Origin of the sequence: Amycolatopsis pretoriensis, from assembly GCF_900107925.1 — a bacterium.
GTDB lineage: Bacteria > Actinomycetota > Actinomycetes > Mycobacteriales > Pseudonocardiaceae > Amycolatopsis > Amycolatopsis pretoriensis.
Window position 1 is genome coordinate 1 of record NZ_FNUJ01000018.1, and the last position, 21,124, is coordinate 21,124.

General features: G+C 65.4%; 20 protein-coding genes and 1 pseudogene. 9 read left to right on the forward strand and 12 right to left on the reverse strand.

Features of this window, described 5'->3' with window-relative positions:
* The 3 genes from BLV96_RS51105 to BLV96_RS46590 form a co-directional block, all read right to left on the reverse strand.
* Positions 1-137, reverse strand: a 137-nt coding sequence (locus BLV96_RS51105) for an FAD-dependent oxidoreductase (RefSeq protein ID WP_143051144.1), incomplete at its 3' end; no start/stop codon positions are given.
* Between the two features lie 361 nt (positions 138-498).
* Positions 499-1,323, reverse strand: a complete 825-nt coding sequence (locus BLV96_RS46585) for a helix-turn-helix domain-containing protein (RefSeq protein ID WP_086673363.1) — start codon at positions 1,321-1,323, stop codon at positions 499-501.
* Complete coding sequence (locus BLV96_RS46590; RefSeq protein ID WP_244180979.1) at positions 1,316-1,963, reverse strand: carboxymuconolactone decarboxylase family protein; 648 nt, start codon at positions 1,961-1,963, stop codon at positions 1,316-1,318. Before BLV96_RS46590 ends, BLV96_RS46585 begins: the two co-directional genes overlap by 8 nt.
* Before the next feature lie 29 nt (positions 1,964-1,992).
* On the opposite strand from BLV96_RS46590, the gene BLV96_RS46595 reads away from it, so the two are divergent.
* A complete protein-coding gene (locus tag BLV96_RS46595; RefSeq protein ID WP_086673365.1) occupies positions 1,993-2,898 on the forward strand; it encodes an alpha/beta fold hydrolase in 906 nt (301 codons plus the stop codon).
* 156 nt (positions 2,899-3,054) lie between these two features.
* Here the strand turns inward: BLV96_RS46595 and BLV96_RS46600 are convergent, their stop codons facing one another.
* Both BLV96_RS46600 and BLV96_RS46605 read right to left on the reverse strand, forming a co-directional pair.
* Positions 3,055-4,002 carry an NAD(P)/FAD-dependent oxidoreductase gene (locus tag BLV96_RS46600; protein ID WP_244180980.1) on the reverse strand — a complete coding sequence of 316 codons (948 nt, stop codon included), beginning with the start codon at positions 4,000-4,002 and terminating at the stop codon, positions 3,055-3,057.
* 158 nt (positions 4,003-4,160) lie between these two features.
* Complete coding sequence (locus tag BLV96_RS46605; RefSeq protein WP_158104081.1) at positions 4,161-4,967, reverse strand: DUF1684 domain-containing protein; 807 nt, start codon at positions 4,965-4,967, stop codon at positions 4,161-4,163.
* Between the two features lie 719 nt (positions 4,968-5,686).
* Between BLV96_RS46605 and BLV96_RS46610 the strand changes: the two genes are divergently transcribed.
* The 4 genes from BLV96_RS46610 (at position 5,687) to BLV96_RS46620 (ending at position 9,558) form a co-directional block, all read left to right on the forward strand.
* On the forward strand, positions 5,687-7,087 hold the full coding sequence (locus BLV96_RS46610) for an MFS transporter (protein WP_158104082.1): 1,401 nt from the start codon (positions 5,687-5,689) through the stop codon (positions 7,085-7,087).
* A gap of 292 nt (positions 7,088-7,379) precedes the next feature.
* Complete coding sequence (locus BLV96_RS46615) at positions 7,380-8,543, forward strand: 4-hydroxybenzoate 3-monooxygenase (RefSeq protein WP_086673372.1); 1,164 nt, start codon at positions 7,380-7,382, stop codon at positions 8,541-8,543.
* Positions 8,544-8,557: 14 nt separating this feature from the next.
* A complete protein-coding gene (locus BLV96_RS50185; RefSeq protein ID WP_158104083.1) occupies positions 8,558-8,701 on the forward strand; it encodes a hypothetical protein in 144 nt (47 codons plus the stop codon).
* Between the two features lie 347 nt (positions 8,702-9,048).
* On the forward strand, positions 9,049-9,558 hold the full coding sequence (locus BLV96_RS46620) for a DoxX family protein (protein ID WP_086673374.1): 510 nt from the start codon (positions 9,049-9,051) through the stop codon (positions 9,556-9,558).
* 539 nt (positions 9,559-10,097) lie between these two features.
* On the opposite strand, the gene BLV96_RS46625 is transcribed toward BLV96_RS46620, so the two are convergent.
* Entirely contained in the window at positions 10,098-10,778 is a 681-nt protein-coding gene (locus BLV96_RS46625; protein ID WP_158104084.1) for a TetR/AcrR family transcriptional regulator, read from the reverse strand.
* 245 nt (positions 10,779-11,023) lie between these two features.
* On the opposite strand from BLV96_RS46625, the gene BLV96_RS50375 reads away from it, so the two are divergent.
* Positions 11,024-11,605 carry an SDR family NAD(P)-dependent oxidoreductase gene (locus BLV96_RS50375; RefSeq protein ID WP_208608525.1) on the forward strand — a complete coding sequence of 194 codons (582 nt, stop codon included), beginning with the start codon at positions 11,024-11,026 and terminating at the stop codon, positions 11,603-11,605.
* A gap of 143 nt (positions 11,606-11,748) precedes the next feature.
* On the opposite strand, the gene BLV96_RS46635 is transcribed toward BLV96_RS50375, so the two are convergent.
* Complete coding sequence (locus BLV96_RS46635) at positions 11,749-12,201, reverse strand: Lrp/AsnC family transcriptional regulator (RefSeq protein ID WP_086673377.1); 453 nt, start codon at positions 12,199-12,201, stop codon at positions 11,749-11,751.
* Positions 12,202-12,307: 106 nt separating this feature from the next.
* On the opposite strand from BLV96_RS46635, the pseudogene BLV96_RS51110 reads away from it, so the two are divergent.
* A pseudogene (locus BLV96_RS51110) lies at positions 12,308-13,453 on the forward strand (pyridoxal phosphate-dependent decarboxylase family protein); the annotation flags it as partial.
* A gap of 297 nt (positions 13,454-13,750) precedes the next feature.
* On the opposite strand, the gene BLV96_RS50380 reads toward BLV96_RS51110, so the two are convergent.
* The gene (locus tag BLV96_RS50380) at positions 13,751-14,539 is read right to left on the reverse strand and encodes a GDSL-type esterase/lipase family protein (RefSeq protein WP_086673382.1); all 789 of its coding nucleotides are present in this window, start codon (positions 14,537-14,539) and stop codon (positions 13,751-13,753) included.
* A gap of 235 nt (positions 14,540-14,774) precedes the next feature.
* Positions 14,775-15,356, reverse strand: coding sequence for a helix-turn-helix domain-containing protein (locus BLV96_RS46655; RefSeq protein ID WP_086673384.1), 582 nt, complete (start codon positions 15,354-15,356; stop codon positions 14,775-14,777).
* 223 nt (positions 15,357-15,579) lie between these two features.
* Here BLV96_RS46655 and BLV96_RS46660 point away from each other — a divergent pair, with 223 nt between their 5' ends.
* Both BLV96_RS46660 and BLV96_RS46665 read left to right on the forward strand, forming a co-directional pair.
* The gene (locus tag BLV96_RS46660; protein ID WP_086673386.1) at positions 15,580-15,951 is read left to right on the forward strand and encodes a peptidase inhibitor family I36 protein; all 372 of its coding nucleotides are present in this window, start codon (positions 15,580-15,582) and stop codon (positions 15,949-15,951) included.
* 242 nt (positions 15,952-16,193) lie between these two features.
* Positions 16,194-17,387, forward strand: coding sequence for an IS110 family RNA-guided transposase (locus BLV96_RS46665; RefSeq protein WP_086673388.1), 1,194 nt, complete (start codon positions 16,194-16,196; stop codon positions 17,385-17,387).
* A gap of 104 nt (positions 17,388-17,491) precedes the next feature.
* On the opposite strand, the gene BLV96_RS46670 is transcribed toward BLV96_RS46665, so the two are convergent.
* From BLV96_RS46670 to BLV96_RS46680, 3 genes are all read right to left on the reverse strand, one after another.
* Positions 17,492-18,655 (reverse strand): epoxide hydrolase family protein, encoded by a 1,164-nt coding sequence (locus BLV96_RS46670; protein WP_086673390.1) that lies wholly within the window; start codon positions 18,653-18,655, stop codon positions 17,492-17,494.
* 91 nt (positions 18,656-18,746) lie between these two features.
* On the reverse strand, positions 18,747-19,442 hold the full coding sequence (locus BLV96_RS46675) for an alpha/beta fold hydrolase (protein ID WP_086673392.1): 696 nt from the start codon (positions 19,440-19,442) through the stop codon (positions 18,747-18,749).
* A 107-nt stretch (positions 19,443-19,549) separates the two neighbouring features.
* Positions 19,550-20,500 carry a GlxA family transcriptional regulator gene (locus BLV96_RS46680; RefSeq protein ID WP_244180981.1) on the reverse strand — a complete coding sequence of 317 codons (951 nt, stop codon included), beginning with the start codon at positions 20,498-20,500 and terminating at the stop codon, positions 19,550-19,552.
* Positions 20,501-21,124 lie beyond the last annotated feature (624 nt).

Here is a 21,124-nt window from a genome sequence, read left to right on the forward strand (position 1 = left end):
ATCAGCGCGCCGCCGAACTGCGTGCCCTCGAACACCAGCGGTTCCAGCTGGGCTCGTGCCGCGTAAACGGCAGCGGTGTATCCGGCAGGACCCGACCCGACGACGATCAGGTTCCGGACTCGTTCTTCCTCAGGCATGACACCCTCCACGGTCAGGGACGCCGGCACGGCACCCGCGCCGACCACCCGACCGATGCTCCCGGCGACTCACCGGACTCGGCAATGTAACTTGCCAAAAACGCAACGAGCCAGGACACGGCCTCCCCCGAGCTTTCAGCACATCGATATCGGCCGAGAACCACCGCCGGCTCGACGCCCGGCGAACAGCAAGATCTTCCATCCCGGTGCGTGCTCACCGGGAGCCACGTTCAACCCCGCCGCCACCACGGCCAAGTTACACAGAGCGGGTTGAGCACAGTGGACATAGAGACCGAAACCGCACCGGGTGCACACCCGCCTTCCTGAGGACCTTTCGGCTCGTCGACATCGCCTGTGGCGCTCAGAGAACGGCAGCCCGATCCGTTCCAGCTGCCTCGGCCAATCCCCGGGCACGCTCCCGGGTCTCGTCGTTCATCGGGAAGAAGCACTCGATACGTAGTTCCTGCAGCGTGACATCCTGCGGTGTACCCAACGTGGTCACCGTGGAGAAGTAGTCGAATCGTCGTCCATCGCGTTCGTACCGGATCGGCACGATCGGGAGGATAGGGGCTGTCGCGTCCATCACCCGCAAATGCGACGGCACGCCCGGGTAATCCAACACTTCGTCAAGGATTCCCTGTGCCCGCTCGTCAAGGACACCACCGATCGCCTCTCGCCGGGCTCGCCGAACCAAAGCCTCGGTGACCTCCAGCCAGTTCGTGACATGCTGTCGTACGCCGTCCGGGTGAAATAGCCGGCGGAGCACATTGGGCGGCCCGGGTGGCTGTTCCGGCTGTTCACCCTGGATGAAGGCGAAGAACCGGCGGGCCGCGGCGTTGACGTGCCGGATGTCCCAGCTGCGATCCATCACCAGAGCCGGGTACGGTTCTTGCTGGACCAGGATGGTTTCCAGTGCTTCCCGCACTGCGGCCAAGGATGGTGCGTCCAATGCGGACTCCGTGTACTCGGGGGAGAATCCGGCGCTGAGCAGCAACGTGTTGCGCTCCCTCAGGGGGACATCGAGCACTTCCGCGAGCTTCAGCACCATGGCACGGCTCGGGTTCGCACGTCCCGTTTCCACGAAGCTCAAGTGACGGACCGACACCGCGGCCTCGGCGGCCAGCGCCAGCTGGCTCAGCCGCCGAGTACCGCGCCACTGTTTGAGCAGGGAACCTACGTCACGCACCCGCCAAGTATCCCGCCTTCCAGGCGTGCGGCAACACCGCGTCCTCCAGCGGCGGCTGGGAGAGGCTGGCCGTGTAGTTCGTCATCGTAGAGATCGCCACGGCGGTGATCACTTCGAACACCTGCTCTTCGGTGAAGCCCGCCGCCTTGAACATCTGCACCTCCGTGTCCTCGACGTGCCCCCGCTTCCCGATCAACGACTGGGTGAACGCCGATAGCGCCGCCATTCGCTGGTCGGCGGGGACCTCGCCCTGCCGGATTGCCTCGACGACGGCCGGCTGGACACCGTCCTGAAGCGCCTCCAGCGTGTGGAATGCCACCGCCCACTCGCTGCCGTTGGCGACCGCGTTGGACAGCAGCAGTACCTGCCGCTCATCCGCTCCGAACGTGCCACCGCCGCGGAAGTGCCCGAAGGCGGAGAAGAAGGTGTTGATCAGCGCCGGCGAGTTCGCCATGAGGCCGGCCGCGGCGGGCACGAAACCGAATGCGCCTTCGAGAACCTTGAGCGGCTCCCTCGCGGCTTCGGCGGCGGTGGCAGCAGTGTGGATCTGGTAACTGGTCATGACCCGAGTCTGCTGCACCTGGCATCCCGAACCAATTCCCTCGGAGGTAAACATCGTCAAGCTGAGTGACAGCGGCATGCAGCGCCCGACCATGCGACAATCGATCCATGGGTTTCTCCTCGGCAAAGCGCGTGAGCACCTCCACTTTGGACGTGGCCTACGAGCAAGCGGGCCGACCGGACGGCATCCCGGTCGTCCTGCTTCATGGTTTCCCCTACGACGTGCGGGCATTCGACGAGGTCGCACCCCTACTGACTGCCCGGAACGCTCTGGTTCTAGCTCCCTACCTCCGGGGATTCGGCACGACGTCGTTTCGAGCTGAGTCAGCGATGCGCTCAGGACAGCAGGCCGCTTTGGGACACGACCTCATCGAGTTCATGGACGCACTCGGGATTGGCTCCGCGGTCCTCGCCGGTTACGACTGGGGCGGCCGGGCGGCATGCGTCACGGCCGCGCTGCATCCGGAGCGCGTGCGCGGGCTGGTCACTGTGGACGGCTACAACATCCAGGACATCGCCGCCGCGAACGAACCCAGCAGGCCCGAGTGGGAGCAAACCTTCTGGTATCAGTTCTACTTCCACTCCGAGCGGGGGCGGCAAGGACTGGAACGCAACCGCGAAGAGCTCTGCGCACTGCTGTGGCGCACTTGGTCGCCGACGTGGTACGGAGCGGAGGAGGCTTTTCCGGCGAGCGCGTCAAGTCTGCACAACCGCGACTTCGTCGAAGTGGTCGTCCACTCGTACCGGCACCGCTACGGGCTCGTCGAGGGTGATCCCCGTTACCAGCGGGCAGAGGATCTTCTCGCCGAGCAACCCCGCATTACGGTTCCTACTGTCATGTTGGAAACGGGGGCCGACGGACTACTTGGTCCGAGCTCGTCCGGTGACCGCTCGTACTTCACCGGACCGTACGAGCACCGTCTCCTCGAAGGTGTCGGGCACAATCCTCCTCAGGAAGCGCCGGAGGAGTTCGCGGACGCGGTCGCGGTCTTCCTCCGGCGCGAGTTTGGATGACTATCGACTGCACGGTGCTAGTCAGCATCGATGTCGGTTGCCGAATTTCAACCGGCTCGTCGTGATCTGGAACTGGTGTTGCACCGACCAGCAGTCCGGTTACCGCACGAACGGGTGGTTCCCGGACGCAACCCATCGAGTTTCCCCCCTACGCCCTCAATCTTCGCGAGCCGCCTGCACCGCGTTCTCAGCGTCCTCGATGGTCAGATTGGCGTTGATCGTCGCGGCCGCGGTAACTCCGGAAGCAGCCGATTGCATGACACCGGCCGTCACGTCCAGCACGTTGCCGGCCACCCACACGCCCTCGACACCGGTGAAACCCGTGGGATCGGCTTCGACCTGCTCACCGATCCCGAGCGGGTGCTCGACCGTCCTGATCCCGAGCGGGCCCAGCAGTTCGTGCCGAGACTCGAACCGCGGGCCGACGACGACAACCGATCGAGCGTGCGTCTCCCCCGATTCCATCCGGACGCCGACGATCCGGTCATCGTCGATTTCGACGGCCGCGACTTCGCCGTGCACGACCTCGATGCCCCGGGCCGCGAGCCGGGCGAGCTCTTCTTCGGACAGTTCGGGAGCGGCGTGCTGGAACAGGATGACGTCGTCGCTCCACTGCCTCCACATGAGAGCTTGCATGGCGGCCCCGGGTCCCGCGCCGAGGATCGCCAGCGGCTGATCCCGGTGCTCCCAGCCGAAGCAGAACGGGCAGTGCACAACATCGCGACCCCACCGCTCGCGCATGCCGGGGATGTCCGGGTAGCGATCCACCAGCCCCGTGGTCACCAAAACCCGGCGCGCTGTGTACCGTGCGCCGATCCTGGTGGACACCACCAAACCGCCGTCGCCACGCCGCTCGATGCCCTCAACGACGTCCTCGACGATTGTACCGCCGTAACCCCGAACCTCCGCCCGGCCCCAGGTGAGTAGCTGCAGCGGAGGTGCACCGTCGCGAGTCAGGTAACCGTGTGAGTGCGCCGCCGGCGCGTTGCGCGGGTGCCCCGCATCGATCACGACGACGGAACGGCGCGCACGGACGAGTGTCAGCGCCGCGCCCAGCCCCGCCAGGCCACCGCCGACGATCACGACGTCCAGAGCCGTGTCCAAACCGGCCTGCGATGAAGGATTCTTCTGTGTATCAGCCATGTGCCCGACTATCCACTGTACACGAACTATCGGCAACTGGAGTTGCCAAAAGCGCAAATGTCGGGCCGGCGGCCGGCTGACGCTGAGTCAACCGGGACGCCCGAGACCCTCTTGGACAATCACATCTCTTTTTCCAGAGGGATCTTCTCCCCCGCCTCCACCGCGAACGGCAGCCGGTTACGCGGCGGCGCGGCAGGGCAGACCGGGACGAAATCCGAGAACGCGCAGGGCAGGTTGTAGGCACGGTTGAAATCAAGCGTAACCGTGCCATCGGCAGCCGGCGCCTCGATGTTCAGAGCACGGCACAGCGGGTAAGTCGTCACGCCGCTGGTCGCGTCGGCGAAGACGGTGTTCATGCCCGCCGTACCTTGGAGTACGAGCAGCTCGTGCTCTTCGGCACCGTATTCGAACCGGACCACACCAGGGGTATCGTGTTTGTGACGTCGCCAGCTCACGCTGTCCAGCGTGACCGACTGCACTTCGGCGTGCGGCTCGAACCGACCCTTGAGCACCCACGCCGGGTTGGCGTCGAACGTGGGAACCCCCTTGAAGCCGCGGCGCTTTGGCGGATCCGGCTCGTAGCCCACGATCATGTACAGCTCGCGATAGGTGATCCCCACCTCGACGTCACCAGCCACGATGCGCACTTCGTCGTCGACACCGACCAGGGAGAAGCTCTTCTCCGTGGTGAACTTCTCGTCTCCGAACGTCATTTCGAGACCCTGCGGGTCGATGTGCACGTCGCCGCCCTCATGCCACCACAAGCCGGGAATCCCGTCGTAGCTGCGCGGAGTCCCGTCCAGCCAATTCATCGACACGGCGGACAACCAGCCGAACGGCCGACTCAGCCACTGCTCCCAGCCGTCCCTCCACACGCGCCAATCGGCAAGGTATTTCTCCACATCTTTCACGTTGTTTTCCAGCACGGCACTACCTTCCATTTTGGGTGTTCCCAGCGACATCTTCACGGCGCCGCCGGAGAAGTGGCAAACTAGTTTGCGGATTTGGCAAATCCAATTCGATAGCCTGCGACCGCTGCCACGAGCAAACCGCCGCACAAAAGGGGCAGCACGCGGAGCCACCTGCCGACCTCCGAGAGCACCGGCCGCCGCGGCACCAGCGAGCGGCGCCAGCACGCACCAACCCGGCGAGGACCGGCCCGAGTCCCGAGCGCCGGCCGGCTCCTGCGGACCGGCAGATTTCCGCCACACGCCGACTGCAACGGCGGCTACGACGACCAGCGCGGACACTACGAGAAGCGCCCTGGCGGGCAGCCCGGCGGTCACGAGCGAGCCAGCCAGCATCGAGCCGACTGCCCCGATCGCTGCCGGACCAGGGCACCGGAGCCAGTGCACGTCGCCGCGTGATGATGAGAGTTACGACACCCGCCACCACGGCTAGCCCGACGATCACCGGGGATCGGTGGTCGCCTGACCGGGAGACCGCCCGAGCAGTACGGCACACCCAGCGCCTACGTCCTCTCTGCGAGCAAACGCCTCGGTCCGAGGACCGCTTACGGGAATATAAGGACAGTCAGGCGGACAGTCTCATCTTCTTTGCGTAAATGGCAACTGTTGTTGCTCATTTACCGCTGTCGCCGCAAAGTCGGTCGAGCGCAAGGACACACAAGGAGGGTGAGGACGAGATGACTTTTTCCCATGCCGAGGCCGCTGAGATCGGCTCGCGGCTCCGCTCGAGGATGCGCTGGGCCGGGATCGCGATGCTGAGCTTGTCGCAGCTTGTGCTGTCGGTGGACACCAGCGTCGTGAACGTGGCGCTGCCCCGGATTCAGTCCGCGCTGGGATTCTCCAGCGCCGGGCTGAGCTGGGTCGTCACGGCCTACGCTCTGGCTTTCGGCGGCTTGGTCCTGCTGAGTGGCCGGATCGGCGCGATCATCGGACCTCGCCGCGCCCTTCTGCTCGGGACGGCGATCTTCGTAATCGGGTCCGCACTCGGCGGCCTGGCGTCCTCCCCGGGGATCCTGGTGACAGCCAGGGCCATCCAAGGCGTGGGGGCCGCCCTCGCCGCACCGAGCACGCTGGTGCTAATCATGGGCATCACAGAACCGGGCACGCAGCGAGCACGGGCGATGTCCTTCTTCGTAGCCGCGCTCGGCAGCGGCGCCGCTATCGGCCTGGTGCTCGGCGGGGTACTCACCACCACGCTCGGCTGGCGCTGGGTCATGTTCGTCAATGTCCCGCTCGGCTTGTTCGTGCTGGCTGGCGTGCGCTGGACTGTTCCGCGGCTGCCGCGGGCCACCGCACGGCTCGACCTCATGGGCGCGGTTTCGTCGACCGTGGCGATGGCAGCCCTGGTCTACGGCCTGACGTTGGCCGCGTCCGACGGCTGGAGCAGCACGAGGACCTTGAGCTCGTTCACAGTCGCGATCGTGGCGCTTGGTATCTTGATCGCCGCGGAGCGGCGGCACCCCAGTCCGGTACTGCCCCTCGGCTTCTTCAGCCGGATGCGGTCGGCAGCGCCGTTCCTGGCGATGCTGCTGATTCCCGCGGGGCAGTTCGGCTTTCTGTACTTCGCCGCGTTGTTCACCCAGGACGCGCTTGGCTACAGCCCGCTGCTGACCGGCCTGGTCGTTCTGCCGTTCACAGCCGCGCTGGTGCTCGTCAACGTAGTGGTGCCCCGCCTGGTGGCTCGCTTCGGCGAGCGGGTGACGGGTGGCGCCGGGATGGCCGCGCTGACTCTCGGCCTTCTGTGGATGTCGCTGCTCGACGCGAGCAGCACGTTCCTCAGCGGTCTGCTCGGTCCGTTCCTCGTGCTGGGGGTCGGAGCCGGACTCACGGTCGCGCCGCTGACCAGCGTGCTACTGGCCCAGGGGCCGGAAGAACGCCTCTCGGCGGCGTCGAGCCTCAACCAAGGTCTGCAACAGTTGGGCGGGGCGGTCGGCCTGGCCTCCCTCACTACCGTCTTCACGGCCGCCGGCGGCGGCGTAGACGGCATCACGACGGCCCTGCTGGCGGGCACGGCGTTCCCGGCGCTTGCCTTTCTCCTGTTCACGACCGGGGCTCGCCGGATCGGAGACACCCGCTGACCGTCGGCGGTCTGGATCCAGCCCAATCTGCTCGTTGTTGACGAGCACCACGTCGAGCAGACCGGTCCCGGCAAAGGCGACAACAGCGTCGTGGTCACCGGCCGCTATCCGCTTCTCGCACCGCACGCACCGACTCGGTGACGAGGGGCGGCCGCCGTCGCCGTGGTGCACGAAAGCGCAACTTCACCATCTGAAATACCCCTGTGCCCACCGAGCAATTGTCCGATGGCCATCAGGCGGAGGAAGGTCGTCAGTCGTTGACGGGCCGCCGGCCGTCGAGCAGGAGCGAAACATGATCGACGAGACTTCCGTACTTATCGTGGGCGCCGGACCGGCAGGCTTGGTGCTGGGCAACGTGCTCCAAGCCAATGGGATCCGCACCCTCATTCTCGAACAGCACACCCGTGCGCGGGTACAAGCCCGAGCCAAGGCGGGTTTCCTCGGGCCACGCACCGTGCGGGTGCTGACCAGGCACGGACTCGCTACAGGGCTCCTCAACAAGGGACGCGCGCACGGCGTGTGCGCGTTCCGGGATGCTCGCGGGGAGTTCGCACTCGACTACGGCAAGCTCGGGCACGGCGAAGTTCACACGATTTACCCGCAGCAAGATCTCGTCACCGATCTGATCGCCGAGTACCTCGGGCGCGGCGGAGAGGTCAAGTTCGGTGTGACGGTCACCGAGGTGGACGCCGAGGCGGCCACAGTCCGCTTCAGCCACGCAGCTGGGAGCGGGGAGGCCCGGGGCCGGTTCCTCGCCGGCTGCGACGGAAGCAACGGTGTGACCCGGGAAGCTCTGGCTGGGCCGCGTCACCTCTGCGACCATGGCATCGGCTGGCTGGCGATCCTCGCCGAAGCTCCCCAGAGCATGCAAGCGGTCACCTACGCGATCCATGACAACGGGTTTGCCGGCCACATGGCTCGCAGCCCTCAGGTCACCCGCTACTACCTGCAAGTTCCGCCGGGAGAGAAGACAGCGGCTTGGACCGACGACCGTATCTGGGCCGAGCTGGCGGTCAGGATGCGCACCGCTCAGTTCGGCAAGCTGCGTCAAGGACCGATCAGCGAGCGGAGGGTTGTGCGGCTGCGCTCGGAGGTCGCTCATTCCCTGCAGGGAGGCCGGATGTTCCTGGCAGGGGACGCCGCGAGTGTCATCAGTCCGTCAGCCGCCAAAGGCGCCAACCTGGCCATCTTCGAAGCAGCGGTTCTCGCGGACGCCTTCTGTTCCGCGCTCTCGCTCGACGATGAGACCGGTCTCTCCGGTTACTCGGCCACTTGCCTGCCCCGGATCTGGCGCGCGCAGGAGTTCTCCCACTGGATGATCGGCCTCTTGCACGGCCCGGCCGGGCCTGAACCGTATACGGGTTTCCACCGTGGACTACGCCGGTCCCGGCTCGACACCTTGCGTGACGGCCGTACCCATCAAGTGCTCTTCGCCGAGAACTACGTAGGCATCTGATTAGCGGAATGGAAATGACCGCGACTACCGCTCCCGCCCTCGACCTGGTGGACGTAGCCCGCGTGACCGCAGCGGTGGAACTCATCAAGATCGCCACCTTCGCGTCGGTCCTCGAAGAGTCCGTGCCGTCGTCGACCGAGGCCGAACGCGCGCAATGAGCGGATCACGTCAGCTTTCCGCACGCCGCGGTGCTTGTCTCGTCAAACACGCTTGAAGGGATCGCGAGCAAATTGTGCACACGGATCGAAGGTCGCCATATCGGTTCGGCCGATATCCATACTTACTTATCTTCACAAGCTAGTCAGTAAATTCAATTCAGAGTACATGCTGAGAACTTCGCAGTCGAGCAGTCTTTTGGGCAGATCGAACAGCCGAACGCACTTCATGCCGAATATTTAATGGCCTACAGGCGATCCGGACCCTATTCTGAAAAAGTTCCGAACATCCGAGTTCCGCACACAGCAGTCGCATCGAAACTGTTCCTCCAATCCGATGGGATTCATTCATGACCGAGACCACAGCGGAAGCTGCGAACCCGACCCGGCCGACCGTAACGAGCCACCCCGGCGATAAGGCTCTGGGAGTGGTCCGGATCGTCGTCGGGTTCATGTTCGCCTGCCACGGCGCACAGAGCATATTCGGCCTTTTCGGCGGGCACCGGGCCGAGTTCGCGGCGTGGCCGAGCTGGTGGGCTGGCGTCATTCAACTGGCCGGAGGCCTTCTGCTGACAGTGGGATTGTTCACCCGCGTGGCTGCCCTGCTCAACTCCGGGTCAATGGCCTATGCCTATTTCACGGTGCACCAGGCGGCGGCCCTGCTGCCGCTGCAGAATAAGGGGGAGCCGGCTGCTCTATACAGCTGGATCCTCCTGCTTTTCGCGTTCCTGGGGCCGGGAGCTCTGGCACTCGACGGGATGCGGCGCCAGCAGTCTCGTCGAAGTTCGATGACTTACCGTTACGTCTTTAGCGGACCACGATCGGCCGACGACGCGAAGGTCTCGAGACAGACAATGTAACCGATGCCCCAAGACACTACGGCTCGCTGTAGCGGCCTGATCACCAGCCAGGTGATTCAGGCCTGCGAGCGAGTTGGTTGTGCCATGAGTGACCTCAGCTGGGTTAATTTGTCCACATGTGCATCACAAAGACGAGCCGCGTCACCGGCGACGAAATAGCACGGCCAAGTCGAAGAACTCGACGACCAGAGCGCCAGGATCGATGTAACTGCGTCCGCTCCCAGGTCAGTGACGACTCTTCGCCGACTCACTCCGCATCCACCCGGGCGGAAGTGAGGACCGAGCACCAGTGCACGTGGCCCGTGCGTGATGCGCGGCCAGCCTGACCAGCAATGAAATCCAGCGTTCACCCGAGAGGTCACTGCCACGCAGGGAATCCAAAGTGGGCACAATCAGCACGATACCTCCGCTCTCGGGCACACCGAGAGCGATACCGGCGACCTGGCAGTTCCGTTTCGGAAATGGCATCGCTCCCCGCCCGTCCGTTGATCCGGCGCAGGACGTCTCGACCGACGTGAGGTCGACTGCCAATCTGTCGGTCAGGGATTCGCCGCGCCCGGTTCGAGATCCGTGCCGGTGCGAGGCAGCAGCTGATCCACTTCGGCCTCGAAGAACCGGTCGGCGTCGACGCCCATCCGCTCGAGCACACCGTTGAGCTCGAGGCTGATCACGCCGCTGAGCCGGGTCCAGATCGTCAGCGCATGCAGCATCACTTCACCCGGGTGCCCTTGTACGGCCGCGGGCAGCGCGTCGGCGAGCGCCTCGGGACGCGGAAGTTCGGCGACTAGCAGGCAGATGGCATGAAACGGCCGCCGCTCCGGCGACACGATCGCGTCAGCCTCCGAAATCCGATTGTCCCCCAGGATGCCCTGGATGATCCGATACTGGATCGGGTGATCCACCGCCCAGTTCCGCGTCACAACGAGCAGCCGCCGCAGCCGTAGTCCGGGCTCCAAGCCGGCCGTATCGGCCAGTGTCCGCTCGGTCAGCGACGCGCTGGCCTCGAAGCTTTCGGCAATGAGCGCGCGGATAAGCTCCTCCCGGGACGGGAAATACCGGTACAGCGCTGCCGGCGACAACCCCAGGTTTTGCGCGATACCGGTCATCGAGACCGCAGCGAGGCTGTCATCGGCGATCTGCCGGTAGGCCTGGGCGTGGACGTCTGCCACCAATGCCGCGCGCAGCCGTTCGCGTCGGCTGGATCCGGTCTGTGCTCCCACTCGCCAGACCATACCCACGTGTCCACCGTCACACACGTGTTGCCATCGTCACCAAGTAAATGGACCATAACATTCCGACTTGCACGGCAGCCGACGAAGGATCACGATTGGACACCAGTGACTTCAGCGACCAGGTAGTGATGATCACCGGAGGGGCGGCGCACTGGGAGCGGCCATCGCGCGGCGGTTCGCCGCGACCGGAGTGACCCTGGCCCTGGTCGGGCGCACTCCCGACTCGCTGGAACATGCGGCAGCCACCTTGCCCGGCGACGCCAAGCACCTGGTCATCGCAGGCGACGCGACAGACCCAGGGGGGGATCGAATCGACGGTCGCCGACGTGGTCTCGGCACTAGACCACCTGGACATTCTGGTCAACGGCGCCGGGCGGGTCGTGCAGGGCACCGTCGAGCAGATCGACCTCGGTTCGTACCGCGAGATGATGGCCACGCACGTCGACGGCATGATCTACACGTCTCGGGCGGCTCTGACACACCTTCGCAACCGCCGCGGCTGCATCATCAACATCGGCTCGGTGTCGGGCCTTCGCGGTGACTGGAGTCAAGCCGCTTACAACGCCGCCGAAGGGGCGATCACCAACCTGACGAGAAGCATGGCGCTCGACCACGGTCACGAGATCCGGGTCAATTCCGTCCGCCCCGGCGCGATCATCACCGACGCCATAACCGAGCAGGCGTTCGCGAACGGCTCACCCATCGCGGCGGCGTGGAACGCCCGGATCCCGATGGGACGCGTCGCACGGCCTCGAAGACGTCGCCGGCGCGGTGACGTTCCTCGCCGGCGCGGTGACGTTCCTCGCCGGCGCTGACGCCCGCTACGTCAACGGTACTTGCATTCCGGTCGACGGTGGCCTGACGGCGTCCAACGGACAACCTCCGCTCCGGCCGTCCTCGGCGACGTCGTGCTCAAGTAGCGCAAGGGAAGCTGCAGTCGGCGTCCACCAGTCTTCGGTCACCACTGAAATCCCGGCGCGCCCTTGATGATCTTCATCGCGAACTGAGACCTCGTCCGGGCGACCCCGGGCAGGCGAGTCAGCTCCGCCATGTAGAACCGCTCGTAGGCTTCGATGTCGGCAACAGCGACCCGCAGAAGGTAGTCCGGTGCGCCGAACATCCGACGACACGCCAGGATCTCCTCGCGCGCCACGCAGGCCGCCTCGAAGGCCTCGATGGTTTCGCTGCGCTGGTCCGCCATATCGATGTGAACGAGGACATCCAGTCCACGTCCCAGCGCGCGAGGATCGACCGCCGCGTGGTAACCAGTGATCACCCCCGCCGCCTCGAGAGCACGAACCCGGCGCAGACACGGCGACGGCGAAAGGCCGACACGGTCGGCGAGCTCGATGTTCGGCAATCTACCGTTCTCCGCAAGCTGGGCAGTTATTGCGCGATCTACGGCGTCCATGAGTCATAGATGCTATACGAGACCTCCATACAGGCCGAATTCGCTATCGGTTGCCCACTCTCATGAATTAGTGTCGGACCGACGGAACTCCCGGAAAGGCACCACCATGGACGTGACCACGGCGAGCGGCGACCTCACCCTCGACGGGCCGGCACAGGCGACCGCCGCGAAGTTGCTGGCACGCTTCAGCCGAAGCTACGAAAAGTCAGTGGCCGTTCTCCCCATCGTCCCCGCAGTCGACCGCAATGTACTCACTGAGCTGCTCGACGAACCGTTCCCGGACCACGGGATCGGCGTGGAAGCGTTCTTCGCCGACGTCGAGGACCGCATTCTGCCCAACTCCACCGCCGTCGACCACCCAAGGTTCTTGGCCTACGTCCAGGGACCGTCCAACGGCATCGGGCCCTATGCGGAGGCGATCGCCGCGACGCTGAACCAGAACTGCAACTTCTGGCAGCTCTCCCCGGCGGCCAGCGTGATCGAGCGTTCGGTCATAGCCTGGCTCGGCGGACTCTTCGGCTGGGGTGCCAAGTCCGGCGGAATCTTGACTGATGGCGGCTCCGCCGCGACGAGGGACTCAATCACCGCCGCGCTCACGGCGCACCGCTCGGGATTCCGCGAGCACGGACTGCAGTCGGGTGAGCGGCAACTGGTGCTCTACACGTCTGCCGAAGCGCACCGCAGCGTTGACAAAGCAGCTGCGACGCTCGGGCTCGGCCTGGCCAACGTTCGGCATATTCCCGTGGACGACAGCTTTCGAATGCGGGCAGACCTCCTCGAAACGGCGATCTCAGCCGACCGGGCCGCAGGACTTGCGCCGTTCTGCGTGGTAGCCACCGCAGGCACGACCACCAGCGGATCCATCGATCCCCTCGGCGAGGTAGCCGATATCTGTGAACGAGAACGTCTGTGGCTGCATGTCGACGGTGCCTACGGCGCACTGTTCGTGCTGGCCGAGTCGACTCGTGAGATGTTTGCGCCCGTCTCACGTGCGGACTCCATCACGCTCGACCCGCACAAGATGCTGTTCGCTCCGATCGAGGCGGGAGCTCTCCTGGTGAAGGACCGCGAAAAACTTCGCCGCGCGTTCTCGTTCGCCGCCTCTTACCTGACCGTGTCCGAAGACGAGCTGATGCTCGACTTCATGGACTTCGGCCCGCAGCTCTCACGCAGCTTTAAGGCCCTGAAAGTCTGGGCAGCGTTACGGACCTTCGGCGTGGATTCGTTCCGCGTTGCCGCTCAACGATGTCTTGACCTCGCCGCACCTGCACACCCGCATGGCCGAATCATCGGGCTGGGAGGTAATGAACCCGGTGATCCTGACCGCCGTGTGCCTGCATATGCCGGGGCGATCGGCCGCCGACCACGCCCGGGTCCTCACCCAACTCCGCACCGAGCACACGGCGTTGCTCGGCCCCGCCGTCCTCGGTGGACAAGCCGGAATCCGTGCCTGAGTGACGAACCATCGCACGACCGTCTCCGACATCGATCTGGTGGCCGATCGCTTGATCGAAATCGCCAGCACCGGATGACTAACCGGGATGCCGACTCAGCCGACAGCGCCGTCAAGCGCCGGAAGGTACCCCTGCGCGTATCCGGCCGCCAAGGGGTGGAACGAGTTCGACAGGGGGTTCGCGATGCCCTGAATCCACGGCGCATCGGTCGCACATATCCCGTGGCCAGCAAACCTTTCCCGCACGTCGACAAAGGTGAAACCGGCGCGACCCGCCGCCTCAGCGGTCGCTTCGTCGAGCGCATCGGCTCCACGGTTCAAAGCCACCCGGGAATCACGACTCGGCGCACTCGCGCAAGACTCGGCCAACTCGAACAGTCGTGGATACCCCAGCACCACGACCTTGGCGGCCGGGGCCGCGGCACGGATCGCCGAGTAGAGATCGGCCAGTCGCGCGGGCAGGCTCTGAGAGATGAAGATTTCTGCCTTCTCGACGGCGGCTTGACAGCCTTCTGTCCCTTGCAAGACGCAGGTCGTCATCACGTCACTGAAACCCGCGTCGTCACCGCCTGCGGTCACAGACACCAAAGTGGGCGCCGGCACCAGGGCACCGATTTGCTTGCTGATCACATCGGTAGCCGTAGCACCCGTGCACGCGACGGACGTGAACTCGGTCCCGGCATGCCCCGAGGCCCACAAAGCCGGAAAGGACGCCGGCGATCGTTGACATACGTCCCCGTTGCTCAGCTGGGTCCCTACACCTGCGGAATACGAATCACCCAGCGCGACATAGACACCCGAATTCGACGGGCGGCCACAGGCCATTCCGGTCAATGCTGTGACCGTGGCGATCGCAACGGCCAACACAGACGACGTCACCCGCATGAAACCTCTTTCTCGGAGCTTATTGCTCAGCGAGCGGCCGAGACCTCGCCGCGCTCGATGGAGCACAATGAGCTTCGCTCGAAAATATCATCATCGCAACCCGCCGCGCCACCCGCAAAGATCATGAAGATCGATATCTAAAAGGAACCAATGTCCTTTCGGGCAACAAGGGGCGCTCCCGACGCATCCGCGCTCGCGAAACACCGGGCACCACCCCAGCGGAGCGGCGTCACCGTCAACGAGACCGAGCTCGCAGGTGCGGCCGTTCCCCCTGCTGACCGAAGATGATCAAAACCTCGGCCGCGCGGTCCCCGGCGTTCGCGATCGCGTGCGGGACCCTGGTGTCGAACTCGGCGGCCTCACCCGCATTCAGCTCGAACTCCTGGTCGCCGAGCGCGAGCCGGAGCTTCCCGGTCAGTACGTAAAGCCACTCGTGCCCTTCATGCACTTGCTGTTCCAAGCTTTCTGGCCGCTCGTCGGCGACCGGCAGCAACTGCTTGAAGGCATTCAGACCGCCCGGTTCGCGCGACAGCGGTACCCACACAACACCGTCGCGAGTAATCGGCCGCGGGTGGATCCGGGGGTCGCCGGTAGCGGGCGCACCGACCAGGTCGTCCAGTGGGAGGTGGTAAGCCCGCGCGAGCGGCAGCAGCACCTCCAGCGTCGGACGACGCTGTCCTGACTCGATGCGCGACAGCGTGCTGACCGACATCCCGGTCAGGTTCGCGATCTGGCCGAGGGTGACGTGTCGCTGCTTGCGGATCGCCCGCAAGCGGGGCCCCACCGCATCGAGAGTTCGGTCTAAATCGTCGGACATACGGCAAGTCTGCGCCCACCGCGAACGGATCTCCACTCGGCCGCGCCGAAGCTCGCCCACGGTCGGCGCGCACAGCCGGCAGAGCAGGTCACCAACCCGAGGTGGTTTCCGTCAGATAGTTGCCCACCTTGCCAGTAACCTGGCATTTCGTGGTAGAAATCCGAGGATATGAACAACCGGATGTGTGTGTCACTCCGGCTCACTGCCCTTTATCGGAGGATCGATGCATCGCGTGATTCGGCGTGCGGTTTTCGGCTTTTCCCTAGCCTTGGCGTTGAGTGGAACGCTGACCCTGCCCAACGCTTCGGCGGCGACAACCGCCGAGCAGTGCGTTCCCGGCGGCGCAGATTGGGTGTGCCTCTACGACAACGCCGATTTTACCGGTCAGTTCTGGAGCCAGCCCGCCGTTGGGGTTTTCTGGCTGCCGCCGAGGTTCGACAACCGCGCCTCTGCGGTGGTCAACGCGAGCGACAAAGATCTGTGGCTCTACAAAGACGGCTTCGACCGCGGTGACAGCGTGCGCCTCGCGCCAGGCCAGCACTGGACAGCCCCGCCGGACTGGGACAAGCAACTGACCTCGATGTTCCTCTCGTAGCGAACCTCACCCCCGTTACCTTTTTCGTGGCTCCCGATCAGGGAGTTGTGGTCGCCAGGCCCGGCATGACTGACGCCCCCAGTCGAACCCATGATCCGGGGGGTGGTGTCACCGGGTCTGGTGGCATCGACCGACCGCTGACAGGGACACGGCCACCTTTGGGGTAGGTCTCGTCGTAACGTGGGTGCCGGCGCTCGATGCCTGATCGGTGGCCACATCGCGGCGAACGAACGGCATGGTGGATGAGCAACACTTTCAGCGTGTTCCTCGGCCTGGACGTCGGCAAGGACGCCCACCACGCGGTCGGTCTCGCCCCGGACGGGAAGCGTCTGCACGACGGGCCGCTGCCCAACAGCGAACCGACGCTGCGAGCCCTGTTCGACAAGCTCACCGCGCACGGAACCCTGCTGGTCGTGGTCGACCAACCGGCCACGATCGGGGCGTTGCCGGTCGCGGTCGCCCGCGCGGCCGGACACCAGGTCGCCTACCTGCCCGGGCTGGCGATGCGCCGCATCGCCGACCTTTACCCGGGCCGCGCGAAAACCGACGCCCGGGACGCGTTCGTCATCGCCGATGCGGCCCGCTCGCTGCCGCACACGCTGCGCCCGGTTGACGTCGGTGACGAGGCGCTGGCCGAGCTGGAGGTGCTGGTCGGGTTCGACGACGACCTGGCCGGCGAAGCCACCCGCATCCGCGGCCTGCTCACCGGCATCCACCCCGCCCTCGAGCACGCCATCGGCCCGCGGATCAGCCACCCGGCCGTGCTGGAGATCCTGTCGCGTTGCGGCGGCCCGAGCGGGATCGCCAAGGCCGGCCGCCGCAAACTCACCGCGATCGCCAAGGCCCACGCGCCCCGCATCGGCGAGAAACTGGTCGAAGCGATCATGACCGCGTTGGGCGAGCAGACCGTCACCGTTCCGGGCACCGCCGCCGCGGATACGGTCTTGCCGCGGCTGGCCGACAGTCTGAAGACTGTTTTGCAGCAACGGAAACAGGTTGCTGAACAGGTTGAGGGGATACTTGATGCGCACCCTCTTGCCGGGGTCCTGACCTCGATGCCCGGCATCGGCGTCAGGACCGCAGCCCGCATCCTCCTCGAAGTCGGCGACGCCTCCAACTTCGCCAGCTCCGGACATCTGGCTGCCTACGCCGGGATCGCCCCGGTCACGCGCAGCTCCGGCACCAGCATCAAGGGCGAGCATCCGGCTCGGACCGGGAACCGCCAGCTCAAACGGGCGTTCTTCCTCGCCGCGTTCGCTGCGTTGGCGGACCCGGTCAGCCGGGCTTACTACGACCGCAAGCGAGCTGAGGGCACGAAGCACAACGCCGCGCTGATCTGCCTGGCCCGCCGCCGCTGCGACGTCCTCTACGCCATGCTCCGCAACGGCACCCACTACCGCCACCCCGAACCAGCTCCCGTCCCCTCTGCGGCTTGACAACCACATAGGGACACCCCCCGCGGACGTCGAAGCCGGGTCGATGTGGCTCGTCCCCGACCCGGCTTGACTCTGCCGCTAGAACTTCCCGCGCTAAGCCTCGATCAGCGCAACCCCCTGAAAAACGCCCGCATGTCTTCCGCCACAAGACCAGGTTCTTCCCACTCCATGAAGTGGCCGCCGCGTTCGACCGAGGTCCAGCGATCGACTCTCGAGAACCGTTCGACCCACTCACGCGGCGTCGGGAACATGTCCTTCGACGACATGAGGTGCGCCGTAGGAACGTCCCACTCGGCGTCCTGTCGATAATCGGACTCCCCATAGAGCCGTATAGATGACCCGATCGTCTGCGTGAACCAGTAGATACTGATGTTGGTCAACAACTGGTCCTTGGTGAAGCGGCGTTCGACGTCTCCGTCGCAGTCGCTCCACCGGCGGAACTTCTCCACGATCCAGGCGGCGAGTCCGACCGGCGAGTTATTGAGTGCCGCGGCCAGCGTTTGCGGCTTCGTCGCCTGGATCGCGCCGTACCCCACCTCGGCCGCCCGCCACCGTTCGACGTCATCGATGTACCGGCGGATCGCCGGACTGGGGTCGGCCGGCGGATCGTCGGCGCGAGGCGTAGTACCGCTGAGGTGGATACCCAGTACCGCCCACGGGTACAGTCTGGCCAACGTTTCCGCGACGCTTCCACCGAAGTCACTGCCCCGGACCGCATACCGCTCGTAGCCGAGGACTTCGGTCATCAGTTTGTGGAAGACTTGTGCCATACGCGTCTCGGTCATCCCCGGTTCGGGGGGCGCCTCCGAGAAGCCGAAACCCGGCAGCGACCCGACGACGACGTCGAACGCGTCGGCCGGTGCTGCTTCGTGTTCGGCAGGCGCGGCAAGTAGCGGCAGCAGGTCGAGCATCTGCACAAACGATCCCGGCCACCCATGCAAAACCAGGACCGGGAGACCGCCACCGTCGCGGGCCATCTGGTGGACGTAATGCACACGCAGCCCATCGATCACGCTCCGGAACTGCGGGAACGTGTTCAACCGCCGCTCTTCGCTTCGCCAGTCGAATCCCTTGGCCCAGTAGTCGACGAGCTCACGCAAATACGCGGGGTCGGTGCCGTACCGCCACCCGGCTCCCTCGACGTGAGCGGACCAGCGGGTATGCCGCAGCCGGTACTGCAGGTCAGCCAGCTCGCTATCGGAAACAGCAATGCGGAACGGCTGCCGGTCTTCGCGCAATGAGCTCACCAGGCGACGGTAGATCGACATTCGCATTTCCGCAAACACGAGCCAGGTAGCAATGACCGCGATCAGTTCTTGCTCTCACGGAGGAAGCGAGAGCTGATCGCGGTCACGTGGCTCATTCCGCCGCGCTGAGGATGACTTCGGCCACCACATCGGGTCGCACCAGCGGGACGGCGTGAGAGGAGTCGACCTCCACAACCGTCGAACCGGCCCGCTCGGCCATCCAGCGCTGGGCCTCGGTCGGGATGGAGCTGTCCCGAGTAGACACGACTGCCCATGACGGGAAGGTGTGCCAGCTGGCCTTTTCCCTGAAGCTGCCTTCCAAGGTGACCGGGTTGAACGGCTTCTGGGCGGCGGCGAGGATCTTCTGGTCCCGCGCGCTGGCGTCACCGGCGTAGACCTCGCCGAATTTGTCCGGACGGAGGTAGATCTCCGCGCCACCGGGGTACTCGCGCACGACCAGGTTGTCCGGGACGAGTAAGCTGCCCGGGAACTTGCCGTTCAGTGCACCGGCGGTCTCCCCTGCGTCCTGCTGGAACGCGGTGACGAACACCAGCGACCGGACCGCCGCGGTCAACGCGTCGGGAGCCGAGATCACTGACCCGGCGTACGAATGCGCAGCGACCACAAGGGGGCCGTCGAGGGTACCCAGGAACTGCTTGAGGTAAGCGACGTCATCGTCGAAGTCGCGCATGGGCAGGGACGGTGCGATGACGGGGTGACCTGCGTCCTGCAGGCGTACGGAGACCCGGCGCCACACCGAGGCATCGGTCAAGGCGCCGTGGACGAGGACGAAGGTCGGCTGGTTCATGGAATCGCTCTCCTGAGGTCGAATCGGTCTGATACCGAGTCTCGCCTCGGGACGCACCCATCAACAGTGGCAGTACTGTCGACTATCGAAACTTTTCCGCCAGTCAGTCAGGCGCGGTCGAAGGTGAACGCCTTCCGGTGCTCGCGCGGCGAAACGTTCGTCGCGCGCCGAAACTGCACCCGTAGGTTGGTCGCGGTGCCGAACCCGACCTGGCGCGCGATGTCCTCGACGGAAAGCTCGGAGTTCTCCAGGAGCTCCTTGGCCCGGGCGATGCGCTGGTCGCGCAGCCAGGATAAGGGCGGCAGGCCGATTTTCTCCCGGAAACGCCGGTGAAGCGTCCGCTCCGACATGGCGAACCGGGCAGCGACGTCCTTCACCGACAAGTTCTGCTCCAGCGACAGCAGCATCCACTGCTGGGCTTGGGCGATGACGTCGTCACCGGGCGGGACGACCGTCTTCTCCACGAACTGCTGCTGACCGTCGGCCGGCCGCGGTGCCATGACGATGCGCCGCGCGACGTGTCGCGCGGCCGCCGGTCCCAGGTCGACGTTCAGCAGGTGCAGGCACAGATCCACGCCTGCGGTGACACCGCCCGAGGTGAGGACCGAGCCGGTGCCAGCCACCAGCACTGACTGATCGACCGTGATCGCCGGGAACCGCTCGGCGAGCGCTGCGCACAGCGACCAGTGCGTGGTGACTGTCAGTCCGTCGAGGACTCCAGCCCGCGCCAGGGCGAACGCCCCGGAGCAGATGGACACCATCCGGACACCTCTCCGATGTGCTCCCACCAGCGCGCGGAGCAGCGAACCGGGCAGTTCCCGGTCCACCGCGTCGGCGTAGCCGGGCACGACGATCGTGTCCGCCCGGCGCAGCAACTCCAGCCCACCGTCCGGAATCACCTTCGTCCCGCCGGCCACCGGCACCGCATCTCCGCCGACAGAGACTGTCACAAGGTCGTAGGCCTCCGACGCCTCTCGGCCGAAGACGTGAACCGGGATCGCGTAGTCGAGCGGCAGCACGTCCTCAAGGAGGACGACCGCCATCCGGTGTTTTGCCATGACAGTATTCTACCGGTACGCGGCCATGCTGCCGCCACGCACCGTAACCTGTTTCGGTGTACTCCGCTTGCCGAATGGCGCGTGTTTTGTCCTTGTGCAGCCGATTTCCCCAGCAGTAACCGGATCCGCTCTCGTATCAGCTGATCGAGCCTGGGATTCCGCAGTCTTCCCGAAGGTGCTGGCATCGAGCGACGCCGTAGGTCCGCCCGACCGGCTTCACCGCTTGGTGGCAGGCCCGGGTCGGAGATGACGGCGAGGTTACTGTCGCATGAAGGAATGCGTCGCCGCCGCTCTTCTCGCAGAGCAGTGCAGAGCGGTTTGCCCGCCTTGGCCGCTCGCCGTCATCGCTCTCGCCCAGCCCGCCTCGCCCGGCAGGTCCGGGTCATCTTCGGTGAACCACGCAACAAATTTCGCTCGGACAGACGAACGGGAGCGCGGCGATTCCGCCGGGAGCGAACGGGCCGGACAGGCCAGAGCAAGGGTTACGACGCGGGTGACGTTGCTTCCTCGTCACCTTGGTCCTGGCCGGAAGCATGAAGCCGAAGGAAGGATTCTTGTTGTTCGGGTTGCCGGCGAAGTGGGGTTGTCGGCCACTGCCGATGTGGTGAGGGTGGGGCCGTCGGA